The sequence below is a fragment of the Streptomyces sp. RPA4-2 genome (genome assembly GCF_012273515.2).
Taxonomy (GTDB): Bacteria; Actinomycetota; Actinomycetes; order Streptomycetales; family Streptomycetaceae; genus Streptomyces; species Streptomyces kaempferi.
Genome location: NZ_CP050975.2, coordinates 208,261 through 225,450, shown reverse-complemented (window position 1 = coordinate 225,450; position 17,190 = coordinate 208,261). Strand labels below are relative to the sequence as shown.

General features: G+C 73.4%; 2 protein-coding genes and 1 pseudogene. All 3 read left to right on the top strand.

Going from position 1 to position 17,190, the window contains the following annotated elements:
• The first annotated feature begins 9 nt into the window (after positions 1 to 9).
• Positions 10 to 15,234, top strand: coding sequence for a type I polyketide synthase (locus tag HEP85_RS00750; RefSeq protein ID WP_369657520.1), 15,225 nt, complete (start codon positions 10 to 12; stop codon positions 15,232 to 15,234).
• Positions 15,231 to 16,298, top strand: coding sequence for a glucose-1-phosphate thymidylyltransferase (locus tag HEP85_RS00745; RefSeq protein ID WP_168525186.1), 1,068 nt, complete (start codon positions 15,231 to 15,233; stop codon positions 16,296 to 16,298). The genes HEP85_RS00750 and HEP85_RS00745 overlap by 4 nt, the downstream gene beginning before the upstream one ends.
• Positions 16,295 to 17,042, top strand: a pseudogene (locus HEP85_RS00740) (futalosine hydrolase). The gene HEP85_RS00745 and the pseudogene HEP85_RS00740 overlap by 4 nt, the downstream one beginning before the upstream one ends.
• Positions 17,043 to 17,190 lie beyond the last annotated feature (148 nt).

Here is a 17,190-nt window from a genome sequence, read left to right as displayed (position 1 = left end):
CTTTTTGCCATGGACAACAACGAGGACAAGCTCCGCGACTACCTCAAGCGGGTCACCACGGACCTGCGGCAGACGCGCCGCAGGCTCGCCGAGTTCGAGACCCGCGAGCACGAGCCCGTTGCCATCGTGGCGACCGCCTGCCGCCTGCCCGGCGGAGTCTCCACCCCGGAGGACCTCTGGACGGTGGTGAGCGAGGGCACCGACACCGTCGCGGCCATGCCCACGGACCGCGGCTGGGACCTCGACGCGCTCTACGACCCGGACCCCGACCGGACCGGCACCAGCTACGTCCGCGAGGGTGCCTTCCTCTACGACGCGGCCGAGTTCGACGCCGGGTTCTTCGGGATCTCGCCGCGCGAGGCCCTCGCCATGGACCCGCAGCAGCGCCTCCTGCTGGAGACCACCTGGGAGCTCTTCGAGCGGGCCGGTATCGACCCCAACACCCTGCGCGGCAGCAGCACCGGCGTCTTCATCGGCTCCAGCAACCAGGGCTACGCCGTCGACGGCAGCAACGCGCCCGACGACGTCGAGGGCCACCTGCTGACCGGCGGATCCGCGGCCGTCCTCTCCGGCCGGCTCTCCTACAGCTTCGGCTTCGAGGGACCCGCGGTCAGCCTCGACACCATGTGCTCGTCGTCCCTCGTGGCCCTGCACCTCGCCATGCAGGCCCTGCGCACCGGCGAGTGCTCCATGGCCGTCACCGGCGGCGCCACCGTCATGGCCACCACCCGCAACTTCGTGGAGTTCAGCCGCCAGCGCGGGCTCGCCACCGACGGACGCTGCAAGCCGTTCGCGGAGGGCGCGGACGGCACGGGCTGGGGCGAGGGAGTGGGTGTCCTGCTGCTGGAGCGGCTCTCCGACGCCCGCCGCAACGGACACCAGGTCCTCGCGGTCGTCCGCGGCTCCGCGATCAACCAGGACGGCGCGTCCAACGGTCTGACCGCCCCCAACGGACCCTCCCAGCAGCGCGTCATCCGCGCCGCCCTGGCCAACGCGGACCTCACCGCCCAGGACGTCGACGTCATCGAGGCGCACGGCACCGGCACCAAGCTCGGTGACCCCATCGAGGCGCAGGCCCTGCTCGCCACCTACGGCAAGGACCGGCCCGCCGACCAGCCGCTGTGGCTCGGCTCGGTGAAGTCCAACATCGGCCACACCCAGGCCGCCTCCGGCGTCGCCGCCGTGATCAAGACGGTCGAGTCCCTGCGCCGCGGAGTCCTCCCCAAGAGCCTGCACGTCGACGAGCCGACCTCCCACGTCGACTGGTCCACCCAGACCCTGAAACTCCTGACGGAGCCCGTCGACTGGCCCGAGACCGGCAGGCCCCGCCGCGCCGGTGTCTCCTCCTTCGGCGGCAGCGGCACCAACGCCCACGTCCTCCTCGAACAGGCACCACAGGACGAGGAACCGGAAGAAACCGCGGCCGAGGCCGCCACCACCCCCACCGCCCTTCCCTGGCTGCTGTCCGCACGCTCGGACAACGCGCTCAAGGCCCAGGCCGCGCGGCTCGTGGCCGCCGTCGAAGCCGGTGACACCGACGCCGTCGACGTCGCCCACTCCCTGGCGACCGGCCGTGCCGCACTCGAGGAGCGCGCCGTCGTCGTCGGCGCCGACCGTGACGAACTCCTGACCGCCCTGCGCGCCGTCGCACGCGGCGAACAGCCCGCCACCGTCGCCCGCGGCCTCGCCGAGAACCCCGGCGAGGACATCGACACCGTCTTCGTGTTCCCGGGTCAGGGTGCGCAGTGGGTGGGTATGGCGGTCGAACTCCTCGACTCTTCCACGGTGTTCGCGGCTCGCTTCGGTGAGTGCGCGGCGGCGTTGGACGGGTTCGTCGACTTCGATCTGCTGGATGTGGTGCGTGAGGGCCGGTCGTTGGACCGGGTGGATGTGGTGCAGCCGGTGTTGTGGGCGGTGATGGTGTCGCTGGCGGCGTTGTGGGAGTCGTTCGGTGTGCGTCCGGCCGCGGTGGTGGGTCATTCGCAGGGTGAGATCGCGGCTGCGGTCGTGGCGGGTGCGCTGTCGTTGCAGGACGGTGCGCGGGTCGCGGCACTGCGCAGTCGCGCGATCACCGCGCTGGCCGGTCACGGCGGGATGGTGTCCGTCGCGCTGTCGCGTGAGCGGGCCGAGGAGCTGATCTCCGGCTGGGACGGTCGTATCTCGGTCGCCGCCGTGAATGGTCCGACGTCGGTCGTGGTCTCCGGTGACGCCGACGCCCTGGACGAGCTCGTTGAGCAGGCGGGTGCGCAAGACATTCGGGTGCGGCGGGTGGAGGTGGACTACGCCTCCCACTCCTCGCACGTCGAGCTGATCCGGGAAGAACTCCTGGAGGTCCTCGCCCCGGTCGTGGCACGCGAACCCGAGGTGCCGTTCTTCTCGACGGTGACGGGTGGGTGGCTGGAGTCGGCGGTCACGGATGCCGGGTACTGGTACACGAATCTGCGTCGGACCGTTCAACTGGAGCCCGCGGTCCGTGAATTGATCGCTTCGGGGCATGGTGCGTTCCTGGAGATGAGCCCGCATCCGGTGCTGACTGTTCCGGTCGCGGAGACGGTGGAGGCGGCCGGCAGCGAGGCTGTGGTCACCGGCACCCTGCGCCGGGGCCAGGGCGGGCTCGCCCGCTTCTACACCTCCCTCGGTGAGGCGTGGACGCGTGGTGTCACCGTCGACTGGGGGCAGGCTTTCGCCGGGCAGCGCCCGCGTCGGGTGGAGTTGCCGACGTATGCCTTCCAGCGGCAGCGGTTCTGGCTGGAGATGCCGAAGGCGTCCGCGGCCGTGGTGGATCCGGTGGACGAGGCGTTCTGGAAGAGCGTCGAGGACGGTGACCTGGAAGGCTTCGCGCGTACTCTCGGGATCGAGGACCAGGAGTCGCTGGGTTCGGTCGTGCCCGCGCTGTCGTCGTGGCGCAAGGGGCGGCAGGCCCGTTCCACCCTCGACAGCTGGCGCTACCGCATCGTCTGGCGGCCGAAGCCCGAACCGGGCACACCCGCCCCGACCCTCGACGGCACCTGGCTCGTCGTCGTCCCCGAAACCCACCAGGACGCCACGGTCGTCCAGACCGTCACCCGCCTCCTCGTCGAGGCCGGAGCCGCGACCGTCCCCCTGGTGATGAACGAGACGGACCTCGACCGGACCGCCGTCGCCGAACAGCTCACCGACATCGTCGCCGCCGACACCGCCACCCCCGTACGCGGAGTGGTGTCCCTCCTCGCCCTCGACGAGCGCCCCGCCCCCGGCCACGCCGGACCCACCGTCGGCCTCACCCAGTCGGTCGCCCTCCTCCAGGGTCTCCTCGACGCCGGGACCGACACCCGGCTGTGGCTGCTGACCACCGAATCGGCCACCACCGGCATCGCCGGCGACACCGTGGCCCATCCGCTCCAGGCCGCCGTCTGGGGACTCGGCCGCGTCATCGCCCTCGAACAGCCCAAGCTGTGGGGCGCCCTGCTCGACCTGCCCGCCGAACTCGACGCGCGCACCGGAGCGGCACTCGTGGAAACCCTCGCCGCCGCCGGCGACGAGGACCAGATCGCCCTGCGCCCCTCCGGCACCTACATCCGCCGCCTGGTCCGCGCCCCGCTGTCCGGCCGCCGGTCCACCCGGACATGGACCACCAGCGGCACCGCCCTGGTCACCGGCGGCACCGGAGGCCTCGGCGGCCACGCCGCGCGCCTCCTCGCCCGCAGCGGCGCCGAACACCTGGTACTCACCAGCCGGCACGGCCTCGAAGCCCCCGGCGCCAGGGACCTGTGCGACGAACTCACCGCCCTCGGCTGCCGCGTGACCATCGCCGCCTGCGACGTCGCCGACCGCGAGGCCCTGACCCGGCTCGTGGAACAGGTCGAGGCCGAAGGCCCCGCCATCCGCTCCGTCATCCACACCGCGGGCGTCGGCATGCTGGCACCCCTCGCCGAGACCGACCTCGACTTCTTCGCCGAAGGCCTGCGCGCCAAGGTCCTCGGAGCGGCCAACCTCGACGCCGTCTTCGACCACGACCGCCTCGACGCGTTCGTGCTGTACTCCTCCGTCGCGGGCACCTGGGGCAGCGGCGACCACGGCGCCTACTCCGCCGGCAACGCCTACGTCGACGCGCTCGCGGACCACCGCCGCGCCCGCGGCCTGACCGGTACGTCCCTCGCATGGGGCATCTGGAGCCCCGAGGGCGGCGGCATGGCCGTCAACATCGTCCGGGAGCAGCTGCGTTGGCGCGGCATCCCCTTCATGGACGCCCAACTGGCCGTCGGCGGACTGCAACAGGCACTCGACCACGACGACACCTTCCTCGCCGTCGCCGACATCGACTGGGAACGGTTCGTCCCGGTCTTCACCGCCGCGCACCCGCGACCACTGCTGCACGAAGTGCCGGAGGTCACCGAGGCGATGAAGGCCGACGAGGCCGTCGTCGCGAGCGCGGTCAGCCGCGCCGACACCCTCCGCGCGGAACTGGCCCAGATGTCCGCCGCCGAACGGGACCGGGTGCTGTTCGAGCTGGTCCGCACCGAGGTGGCCGGAGTCCTCGGTCACGCGGACAGCACCGAGGTCGCCGTCACCCGCGCCTTCCGCGAGATGGGCTTCGACTCCCTCACCGCCGTCGAACTGCGCAACCGCCTCAACTCCGCCACCGGCCTCGGCCTTCCGGCGACGATCGTCTTCGACCACCCCAACGTCCGCGACCTCGTCCGCTTCCTGCGCACGAGCCTCGTCCCCGACACCCAGGCCGACGCCGCCCCGCCGGCCACGGCCACCCCCGCGGCCGCCGCCCACGACGACGAGCCCATCGCCATCGTCTCCATGAGCTGCCGCTTCCCCGGCGGCGTCACCTCGCCCGACGAACTGTGGAGCCTCGTCCTGGACGAGACCGACGCGGTGTCCACCCTGCCCACCGACCGCGGCTGGGACGTCGAGAACCTCTACGACCCCGATCCGGACCGGGCCGGTACGACCTACGCCCGTGAGGGCGGATTCCTGCACGACGCCGCCGAGTTCGACGCCGCGTTCTTCGGGATCTCGCCCCGCGAGGCGACCGCCATGGACCCGCAGCAGCGCCTCCTGCTGGAGACCGCCTGGGAAGTCCTGGAGCGGGCCGGCATCGCCCCCGACAGCCTCCACGGCAGCCCCACCGGCGTCTTCGTCGGCGCCTCCCACCAGGGCTACGGGTCACGCTCCGAGGTACCGGAAGGCCTCGAGGGCCACCTGATCACCGGGACCGTCACCAGCATCGCCTCCGGCCGCATCTCCTACACCCTCGGCCTGGAGGGCCCGGCCGTCACCATGGACACCGGCTGCTCCTCCGCCCTGGTCGCCCTGCACCTCGCCCTGCAGGCGCTGCGCTCCGGAGAGTGCTCCCTCGCGCTCACCGGCGGCGCCGCCGTCATGGGCGAGCCCATCGGCCTCGTCGGCTTCAGCCGGCAACGCGGGCTCGCGGTGGACGGCCGTTGCAAGCCCTTCTCCGCCGAAGCCGACGGCATGGGCATGGCCGAAGGCGTCGGCATGGTGCTGCTGGAACGGCTCTCGGACGCGCGCCGCAACGGACACGAGGTCCTCGCGGTCGTCCGGGGCTCCGCGATCAACCAGGACGGGGCGTCCAACGGTCTGACGGCCCCCAACGGCCTGTCGCAGCAGCGTGTCATCCGCGCCGCCCTGGCGAACGCCGGCCTGGCCGCCCAGGACGTCGACGTCGTCGAGGCGCACGGCACCGGCACCAAGCTCGGTGACCCCATCGAGGCGCAGGCCCTGCTCGCCACCTACGGCAAGGACCGGCCCGCCGAACGGCCGCTGTGGCTCGGCTCGGTGAAGTCCAACATCGGCCACACCCAGGCCGCCTCCGGCATGGCCGGCGTCATCAAGATGGTGCAGGCGATGCGGCACGGCGTACTGCCCAAGTCCCTGCACGCCGACGAGGTGTCGTCGTTCGTGGACTGGTCGGCCGGCGCGGTCGAGGTCCTCTCCGAGGCCCGGCCCTGGCAGGAGAACGGCCACCCCCGACGGGCCGGCATCTCCTCGTTCGGCGTGAGCGGCACCAACGCGCACATCATCATCGAACAGCCCGTATCCGAACAGCCCGAACCCGAACAGCTCGAACCGGAGCGGTCCGCATCCGAACCGTCCCGACCGGAAGCCACCGAGCACGCTCCCCAGACGGACGGCCCGGTCGTCCCGTGGCTCGTCACGGCCCGATCGGAGAAGGCGCTCAAGGCCCAGGCGGAGCGGCTCGTGGCCGCCGTCGAAGCCGGTGACGCCGGCGCCGTCGACGTCGCCCACTCCCTGGTGACCGGCCGTGCCGCCCTCGAAGAGCGCGCCGTCGTCGTCGGCGCCGGCCGCGACGAACTCCTGACCGCCCTCACCTCACTCACCGACGGCGAGGCGACCCCCGCACTCGTCCGCGGAACCACCCAACGCGTCGGCGAGGACATCGACACCGTCTTCGTGTTCCCGGGTCAGGGTGCGCAGTGGGTGGGGATGGCGGTCGAACTCCTCGACTCTTCCACGGTGTTCGCGGCGCGGTTCGGTGAGTGCGCGGTGGCGTTGGACGGGTTCGTGGAGTGGTCGTTGATGGATGTGGTGCGGGGTGTGGAGGGTGCTCCGGGGCTGGACCGGGTGGATGTGGTGCAGCCGGTGTTGTGGGCGGTGATGGTGTCGCTGGCGGCGTTGTGGGAGTCGTTCGGTGTGCGTCCGTCGGCGGTGGTGGGGCATTCGCAGGGGGAGATCGCGGCTGCGGTCGTGGCGGGTGCGTTGTCGTTGCAGGACGGTGCGCGGGTGGCGGCACTGCGCAGTCGTGCGATCACCGCGCTGGCCGGTCACGGTGGGATGGTGTCGGTGGCGCTGTCGCGTGAGCGCGCGGAGGAGCTGATCTCCGCCTGGGGCGGTCGTATCTCGGTCGCCGCTGTGAATGGTCCGACGTCGGTCGTGGTCTCCGGTGACGCCGACGCGCTGGACGAGCTGGTGGAGCAGGCGGCCGGGCGGGATGTTCGGGTGCGGCGGGTGGAGGTGGACTACGCCTCCCACTCCTCGCACGTCGAGCTGATCCGGGAAGAACTCCTGGAGGTCCTCGCCCCGGTCGTGGCACGCGAACCCGAGGTGCCTTTCTTCTCGACGGTGACGGGGGAGTGGCTGGAGTCGGCGGTCACGGACGGCGCGTACTGGTACACGAACCTGCGTCGGACCGTTCAACTGGAGCCTGCCGTCCGTGAATTGATCGCTTCGGGGCATGGTGCGTTCCTGGAGATGAGCCCGCATCCCGTCCTGACCGTTCCGGTCGCGGAGACGGTGGAGGCGGCCGGCAGTGAGGCCGTGGTCACCGGCACCCTGCGCCGTGGTCAGGGCGGGCTCGCCCGCTTCTACACCTCCCTCGGTGAGGCGTGGACGCGCGGTGTCACCGTCGACTGGGGGCAGGCCTTCGCCGAACAGCACCCGCGCCGGGTGGAGTTGCCCACCTACGCCTTCCAGCGGCAGCGCTACTGGCTGGACGCGCCCGAGCCGGCCGGACCCTTCACCGGCCCGGTCGTGTTCGGCGGGGTCGACCTGGCCGACGACGGCTTCTGGGAGTCGGTCGAGGACGGTGACGTCGAAAGCCTCGCCCAGACCCTCGGCCTCGACGACCAGGAGTCGCTGGGTGCGATCGTGCCCGCCCTGTCGTCCTGGCGCCGCGGCCGGCGCGAGCGTTCCACCCTCGACAGCTGGCGCTACCGCATCGCCTGGCGGCCGAAGCCCGAACAGGGCACGTCCGTCACCCTCGACGGCACCTGGCTCCTCGTCGTCCCCGAGGGACAGGAGAACAGCGACTTCGTGCGCGGCGTGACGTCATCGGTGGCCGAGCGGGCGGACGGCCTGCGCACCCTCGTCATCGGATCCCGGGAAGCCGAACGCGACCGGCTCGCCGACCTGCTGAGGCAGGAGGCGGCCCAAGGCCCCGTACACGGCATCGTCTCCCTGCTGGCCCTCGACGAACGGCCCTGGGCCGACGAGTGCGCCCTGCCCACCGGGCTCGTCCTGATGACCACCCTGATCCAGGCACTCGGCGACGCGGCCTTCGACGCACCCCTGTGGTGCGCAACCAGCGGCGCGGTCTCCGTGCACCGCAACGACACCCTGAACCGCCCACTGCAGGCCATGGCCTGGGGCCTCGGCCGGATCGCCTCCATGGAGTACCCGCAGCGCTGGGGCGGCCTGATCGACCTGCCGGAGACCATGGACGAGCGGGCCGGCCGACGCCTCGCCGCCGCCCTGTCCGGACTCCTCGACGAGGACCACATCGCCCTGCGCCCCTCGGGCCTCTTCGCCCGCCGCCTCGTACGCGCCGGCGACGGCCCCCGCCCGGCCGGACCGGCCTGGTCGCCCAGCGGCACCGTCCTGGTCACCGGAGGCACCGGCGGCCTCGGCCGCCACGTCTCCCACTGGCTGGCCCGCAGCGGCGCGGAACACCTGGTACTGGTCAGCCGACACGGCCCCGAAGCCCCCGGAGCCGCCGAACTCGTCGCCGAACTCGCCGAGTTGGGCACCCCGGCGAGTGTCGTCGCCTGCGACGTCGCCGACCGTGACGCCGTCCGCCGACTGGTCGACGACCTGCCCGGCGGCGGCACGCTGACAGCCGTCGTGCACACCGCCGGTGTCATCGACGACGGCGTCATCGACGCACTCACCCCGCAGCGCGCCCACGGCGTCCTGCGGCCCAAGGTGGACGCCGCGCTGGCCCTGCACGAGGCGACCCGCCACCTCGACCTCACCGCGTTCGTCCTGTTCTCCTCCATGGCCGGCACCCTCGGCCGCTCCGGCCAGGGCAGCTACGCCGCCGCCAACGCCTTCCTCGACGCGTTCGCCGCCAAGCGGCGCGCCGACGGCCTGCCCGCCACCTCCATGGCCTGGGGCACCTGGGCCGGCGGCGGCATGGTCAGCGAAGAGGTCGCCCAGCGACTGCGCCGCGACGGCGTGCCGCCCATGGAACCCGAACTCGCCGTGTCCGCCCTCCAGCAGGCCCTCGACCAGGACGAGGAGTTCCTCGTCGTCGCCGACGTCGACTGGAAACTGGTCACCGCCCGCGCCTTCGCCGCACTGCGCGACTTCCCCGAGGCCCGCGCCGCCATGACCGAGGGCGAACGCACCGAGAAGGACACCGCGGCACAGGACGGCCCGCCGCTGCCGGCCCGGCTGCGCGGCCTCGCGCCCGCCGAGCGCCGCGCGGCGCTCCTCACGGAGGTCCGGCGCCAGGCCGCGGCGGTGCTCGGACACACCGACACCGACTCCGTGCCCGAGGGCAGGGCCTTCCGCGACCTCGGCTTCGACTCGCTGACCGCCGTCGAACTGCGCAACCGCCTCGCCGAGGCGACCGGGCTGCGCCTGCCCGTCACCATGGCCTTCGACCACCCCTCGGCCGCCGCGCTCGCCGCCCACCTCGACACCGAACTGTTCACCGACGACCAGACAGCCGCCGCGGACGCCACCACGGCGGACCGGCTCCCGGCCCGGGCACCGGCCGACGACCCGATCGTCATCGTCGGCATGGGCTGCCGCTTCCCCGGCGGCGTCACCTCGCCCGAGGAACTGTGGAGCCTCGTCGCCGACGGCACCGACGCCATCAGCCCGTTCCCCGACAACCGCGGCTGGGACGTGGACAACCTCTACGACCCCGACCCCGACAAGCCCGGCCACTCCTACGCCCGGCACGGCGGATTCCTCTACGACGCCGACCAGTTCGACCCCGCCTTCTTCGGGATCTCGCCCCGTGAGGCGGTGGCCGTCGACCCGCAGCACCGGCTGCTGCTGGAGACCTCCTGGGAAGCCCTCGAACGGGCCGGGATCGACCCCGAACTCGTCCGCGGCACCCAGACCGGCGTCTTCATCGGCTCCAACTACAACGACTACGGCACCCGGGCCCGCCAGGCACCCGAAGGACTGGAGGGCTACCTGGCCACGGGCAGCGCGAGCAGCGTCGCCTCCGGCCGCATCGCCTACACCTTCGGCCTGGAAGGCCCGGCGGTCACCGTCGACACCGCCTGCTCCTCCTCCCTCGTCGCCCTGCACCTCGCCGTGCAGGCACTGCGCTCGGGGGAGTGCGGCCTCGCCCTGGCGGGCGGTGTCACCGTGATCTCCACACCGGACACCTTCATCGAGTTCAGCCGGCAGCGCGCCCTGTCGCCCGACGGCCGCTGCAAGGCCTTCTCCGCCGACGCCGACGGCGCGGGCTGGGCCGAGGGCGTCGGCCTGCTGCTCCTGGAACGACTCTCCGACGCCCGCAGCAACGGCCACACCATCCTGGCGACCGTGGCCGGTACGGCCGTCAACCAGGACGGCGCCTCCAACGGGCTCACCGCCCCCAACGGACCCGCGCAGCAGCGGGTCATCCGCCAGGCCCTCAGCTCCGCCGGCCTCACCCCGGCCGACATCGACGCCGTCGAGGCACACGGCACCGGCACCAAGCTGGGCGACCCCATCGAGGCACAGGCCCTGCTCGCCGCGTACGGCCAGGACCGGCCCGCCGACCGGCCGCTGTGGCTCGGCGCGCTGAAGTCCAACATCGGCCACACCCAGGCCGCTTCGGGCGTCGCCGGCATCATCAAGATGGTGATGGCGATGCGGCACGGCGTCCTGCCCCGCACGCTGCACGCCGAGAACCCCTCACCGCACATCGACTGGTCCTCGGGCGCGGTACGCCTGCTCGACCAGGAACGCGACTGGACCCGCGGCGACGCCCCGCGCCGTGCCGGTGTCTCCTCCTTCGGCGTCAGCGGAACCAACGCCCACGTCATCCTCCAGGAACCCGAGCACACCGACGGCGCCCTCCCCGAGGCCGAGGCCGTACCACCGTCCGCCGGCCAGCACACCGACGCCACCGACAGCACTGGCGGCACCGGCAACTCGACGGACACCGCACCCGCCCAGGCCTCCACGGCAACGGCTCCGGTCGTGCCGTGGCTGCTGTCGGCCCGCGGCACGGCCGCCCTGCGCGAGCAGGCACGCCGCCTGCTCGACCACCTCGCCCCGCCCCACGACGTACGCCCGGCCGACATCGCCCTGTCCCTGGCCCGCGGACGGACCGCCTTCGAGGACCGCGCCGCGGTCGTCGCCGACGACCCCGCCTCCTTCACCGAGGCCCTGACCGCACTCGCCGAGGGCCGCGAACACCCGCTCCTCAGCGTGGACCGGGCACGCACCGGCAAGGTGGCGTTCCTCTTCTCCGGACAGGGCGCGCAACAGCCCGGCACCGGAAGCGGGCTCTACGCCCGCCACGACGCCTTCGCCGACGCCCTGGACGCCGTCTGCGCACACATGGACCGCCACCTCGAACACCCCCTGCGCGACATCCTGTTCGCACCGGCCGGAACCCCCGAGGCCGCGCTCCTCGACCAGACCGCCTACACCCAGGCAGGCCTGTTCGCCGTGGAGGTCGCCCTGTTCCGGCTCGTGGAGAGCACCGGCCTCAGGCCCGACGCCGTACTCGGCCACTCCGTCGGCGAGATCGCCGCCGCGCACGTCGCCGGAGTACTCGCCCTGGAGGACGCCTGCCTGCTGGTCGCCACCCGCGGCCGGCTCATGCAGGCCCTGCCGGAGGGCGGCGCCATGATCTCCGTACAGGCGTCCGAGCAGGAGGTGCTGGAGCTGCTCGCCGGCCATGAGGGCAGGGCCGCGATCGCCGCCCTCAACAGCCCCCTGGCCACCGTCGTCTCCGGAGACGAGGACGCGGTGACCGCCGTCGCCGGCGCACTCGCCGCCCAGGGCCGCAAGACCCGGCGCCTGAACGTCAGCCACGCCTTCCACTCGCCCCGCATGGACGCCATGCTCGACGAGTTCGCCGCCCTCACCGCCCACCTCCCGCACCACACACCGGCCCTGCCCGTCATCTCCGCCGTCACCGGCGCCCCCTACGGAGCAGCGGAGATCGCCGACCCCGCCCACTGGGGACGCCAGGTCCGCGAGGCCGTCCGGTTCGGCGACGGCGTGCGCACCCTGGAGGAACAGGGCATCACCACCTACGTCGAGATCGGCCCCGGCGGCGTACTGACCGCCCTCGCCGGCGACTGCGTCACCGGCGACGCCACCCTCGTCCCGCTGCTGCGCCGCGACACCGACGAGAGCGAGTCCTTCACCACCGCACTCGCCCGACTCCACGTCCGCGGCCACGCACCCGACTGGGTCACCCTGCTCGCCCCCCTGGACGCCCGCCGGGTCGACCTGCCGACCTACCCCTTCCAGCGCGGCAGTTACTGGCTCCAGGCCACCCCCAGCACCCGCGACGTCGCCCACGCCGGACTGGAGGCCGCCGGGCACCCGCTGCTCGACATCGCCGTACCGCTGGCCGGCTCCGACGGCGTCCTGCTCACCGGCACCGTGTCCGTGGAACGCCAGCCCTGGCTGCGCGACCACGCGCTCGGCGACAGCGTCCTCTTCCCGGGCACCGCGTTCCTCGAACTCGCCCTCCAGGCCCGCGAACGGGCCGGCGCCGCCCAGGTCACCGACCTCACCCTGGAGACACCACTCGTCCTGCCCCTCGCCGGAGCCCTCCAGATCCAGGTCACCGTCGCTCCCTCCGACGGCTCCGGAACCCGCGCCCTGACCGTGCACGCACGGCCCCTGAGCACCCACGACGACACGGCCCTGCCCTGGGTCCGGCACGCCGCGGGCACCCTCGGCGACGAACCGGCCGGCCCGCCCGAGCACCTCGGCACGGCCCCGTGGCCGCCCGCCGGCGCCGAACCCCTCGACGTGTCCGGGCTGTACACCCGCATCGCCGAGAACGGCTTCCACTACGGCCCGGCCTTCCGCGGCCTGCGTGCCGCCTGGCGGCTGGGCGACGAGGTGTACGCGGAGATCGCCCCGCAGGACGGCACCGCCCACGAACGCGCCGGGGACTTCACCGTCCACCCCGCGCTCCTGGACGCCGCCCTGCACACCGTGGCACTCGTCGCCGACGCCGACGGACCCACCGTCGTACCGTTCACCTTCACCGGAGTGACGGTGACCGCCGCCGGACCCGCCGCGCTGCGCGTACGCCTCACCCCGCGCCGAGACCACCAGTACGCCGTCCAGGTCGCCGACGCCACCGGCACGCCCGTCGCCGGCATCACCGGACTCGTCCTGCGCCCCGTCGACAGCACCCGGCCGGCCCGCCCCACCGGCGCCGCCGGCCTCTACCGCGTGCGGTGGGTGCCCGCCGGCACGCACACCGGCACCACCCCGGCACCGGCACTGGTCGACGCCGACGCCGCCCTGAGCGACTGGGCCGCCCGGCACACCGGCGCGGTGACCCGCCACGACAGCCTCGACGCCCTGCGCGCCGAGGTCGCCGCCGGCGCCCCGCTGCCGCCGACCGTGGTGGTCGCGCTGCCCGCGACCGCCGGCGCCGACGACCACGCCGACGCCGTCCGCAGGACCACACACCGGGCCCTCGAACTGGTCGGCGCCTGGCTGCGGGAGGAGACGTTCGCCCCGGCACGACTGGTGTTCGCCACCCGTCACGCCGTGCCGACCGCCGCCGGCGACGCCGCGGCCACCGACCCCGCGCAGGCCGCCGTATGGGGCCTGATCCGCGCGGCCAAGGCCGAGAACCCGGGCCGCTTCGGCCTCCTCGACCACGACGGCGCCGCCGCCTCCCTGGACCTGCTGCCCACGGTCCTGGCCGGCGGCGAAGCGGAGACGGCCCTGCGTGACGGCAGCGCACTCGCCCCGCGCCTGACCCGCGCCCAGGACCTCACCGACACCGGCGTCACGGACACCCTGGACGTCACCGGCACCGGGAGTCCCACCGGCTTCGACCCGTCCGGCACGGTCCTGGTCACCGGGGCGTCCGGGGTGCTCGCCCGGCAGGTGGCCCGCCACCTCGTCACCACGCACGCGGTCGGCTCCCTGATCCTGGCCAGCCGGCGAGGCGCCGACGCCGAGGGCATGGACGCACTGTCCGAGGAACTGCGCGGCCACGGCGCCCAGGTGACCGTCGCCGCCTGCGACGTCGCCGACCGCGACGCCCTCGCCGCACTCCTGGCCGGCATCCCCGCCGACCACCCGCTGACCGCCGTCGTCCACACCGCCGGTGTCCTCGACGACGGTGTCGTCGAGGCACTCACCCCCGAACGCGTGGACACCGTCCTGCGGGCCAAGGCCGACGCCGCTGCACACCTCGACGCACTCACCCGCGGCACCCACCCCGTCACCCTCGTCCTGTTCTCCTCGCTCGCCGGCACCTTCGGCGGCGTCGGCCAGGGCAACTACTCGGCCGCCAACGCCTTCCTCGACGCCCTCGCCGCCCGGCGCGGCGCCGAGGGACACCCGGCGCTCTCCCTGGCCTGGGGACTGTGGGCCGAACGCAGCGGCATGACCGGCAAACTCGGCGAGGCCGACCTGCGCCGGGTGCGACGCGGAGGCGTCCAGCCCATGGACACCCCCGAAGCACTCGCCCTGTTCGACACCGCACTCCGCGCCCCGGACGTCTTCCTCGCGCCCGCCGCACTCGACCCGGCCGCACTGCGCGCCTCCGACGGATCCGTGCCGCACCTGCTGCGCGACCTCGTCCGGGCCCGCAACCCACGGCCGGCCCGCGCGAGCGGCCAGGCCGCCGACACCACGGCACCGGAAACCGCCGACGGCCTGAAGGAACGCCTCGCGGCCCTGCCGGCGCACGAACGCCACGGCGCCCTGCTGCAGGCGGTGCTCGCCCAGGCGGCCCTCGTCCTGGGCTACGACACGGCCGACCCCATCGACCCCGAACGGGGCTTCCTGCAAGTCGGCTTCGACTCCCTGACCGCCGTCGAACTGCGCAACCGGCTCGGCGCCGTCACCGGCGTCCGGCTCCCGGCCACCCTGCTGTTCGACTACCCGACGCCCGCGGGCCTCGCCGACCACCTGCTCACCAGGATGGCCCCCGCCCCCGCCCCCGCGACACCGGGCACGGCCCCGCCTCCGGCGACTCGGTGCTGGCACGACTCGACCACATGGAAGGGGAGTTCCAGCAGGTGCTGGCCGACGCCGGACCGTACGACGAACTGCACGACGGACTCCGCAGCCGGCTCCAGCGGCTGCTCGCCCAGCTCGACGCCGCCGTACCCGCGGCGCACCAGGCGGCCGGCACCGGCCACCCGGACGAGGTGTCGGACGACGAACTGCGCCGGTTCCTGGAGACCGAACTCGGCGGTGCGTGACCCACGGGGGCGGCCGTCCGGCAGGGCGGCCGCCCCACCCCACCCGGCCGCGTGGACGCCCCGGCGACCACCGGCCGACCAGCTACTCGTCACCTGGATGGAACTGTGAAGGCTCTCGTGCTCGCGGGGGGATCCGGTACGCGACTGCGGCCGATCACCCACACGTCCAGCAAGCAACTGGTGCCGGTCGCCAACAAACCGATCCTCTTCTACGGCCTCGAAGCCATCGCCGAAGCCGGCATCACCGAGGTCGGCATCATCGTCGGAGGCACCGCCGCGGAGATCGAGGCCGCCGTCGGCGACGGCTCCGCCTTCGGCCTGGACATCACCTACATACAGCAGGGCGACCCCCTCGGCCTCGCCCACGCCGTCCTCATCGCCCGCCCCTTCCTCGGCGACGACGACTTCGTCATGTACCTCGGCGACAACTTCGTCCTCGACGGCATCACCGACGTCGTCGACGAGTTCCGCAAGGACCGCTGCGACGCGCAGATCCTGCTCACCCGCGTCCCCGACCCCACCGCCTTCGGCGTCGCCGTCATCGACGACAGCGGCAACGTCGTCGACCTGGAGGAGAAGCCCCAACACCCCAGGAGCGACCTCGCCGTCGCCGGCGTCTACCTCTTCACCCCCCACATCCACGACGCCGTACGCGCCATCACCCCCTCCCCGCGCGGCGAACTGGAGATCACCGACGCCCTCCGCTGGCTGATCGAACAGCGACTCGCCGTGCGCTCCACCGTGATCACCGGGTACTGGAAGGACACCGGCAACGTCAACGACATGCTGGAGGTCAACCGCACCCTCCTGGAACGCCTGGAGACCCGCATCGACGGCTACGTCGACGAGGCCAGCGAGATCATCGGACGCGTCCACATCGAGGCCGGCACCGTGGTCCGCAACTCGCGCATCGTCGGCCCCGCCATCATCGGCGCCGGCAGCGTCATCACCGACTCCTACATCGGCCCCTCCACCTCCGTCGCCGAGAACTGCCGCATCACCCACAGCGAGATCGAGTTCTCCATCGTGCTGCGCGACTCCTCCTTCGACCGCATCCGCCGCGTCGAGGCCTCCCTCATCGGCCGCAACGTCCAGGTGACCCTCGCCCCACGCCTGCCCGCCGCCCACCGGTTCGTGATCGGTGACCACGGCCGCGTGCAGATCCCGTCATGACCCCCGTACGGCTGCTCGTGGTGACCGCCGTCACCGCGGAACGCGAAGCCGCCGCCCGGGGCCTCGAGCCCGCCGCACCCCCCGCCGAACACGCCCTGCCCGGCTACGTCCTCAGACGCACCGGCGACGGCACCGCCCCCGGCCCGCTGCGCGCCGACCTGCTCGCCGGGGGCGTCGGCCCGGCTGCCGCCGCGGCCGCCACCGGCGCCGCACTCACCGCCGCGGCCCTGCGCGACGAGCCCTACCACCTCGTCATCGCCGCTTAAGCATCGGCGGCGGCTTCGCCCCCAGGCACCCGTCGGCGCCGCCGTCGTCGCCGACCGCATCGTCGCCGCCGACCTCGGCGCCGACTCCCCGGGCGGCTTCCTCCCCGTCGACACCCTCGGCTTCGGCAGGACCACCCACGCCTGCCCGCCCCGGCTCGCCACCGCCGTGGCCCGCGCCCTCGGCGCCACCCACGCCCCCGTCCTGACCGTCTCCACCGCCACCGGCACCGCCGCACGCGCCCGCGTCCTCGCACACGCCCACCCCGACGCCGGCGCGGAGGCCATGGAGGGCTTCGGCGTCGCCGAAGCGGCCGCCGCGCACGGCACACCCGTACTGGAGATCCGCACCGTCTCCAACGCCGTCGGCCCCCGCGACCGTTCGGCCTGGCGCATCGGCGAGGCCCTCACCGCCCTTCAGGAGGCCTTCTCCGTCCTGCGCACCGTCCTGGAGAAGGGCGATCCACCCCCGTACACCTGAGCGGCTCCGACCGCCGCTTCGCCGTGTCCGCGGCCACGTCCCCGGCCTGCGGTGATGATTTCCAAGGGTTTCCCCAGACAACCCGGCCAGGGCCACGGAAACGGCCCACCCCCGGGACATGCTGTCCAAGCCGCACGAGGCGCGACCC

What these genes read in the sequence shown, in the direction of transcription:
- HEP85_RS00750 (WP_369657520.1), top strand. Translation starts at nt 10, where the DNA reads ATGGACAACAACGAGGACAAGCTCCGCGACTACCTCAAGCGGGTCACC.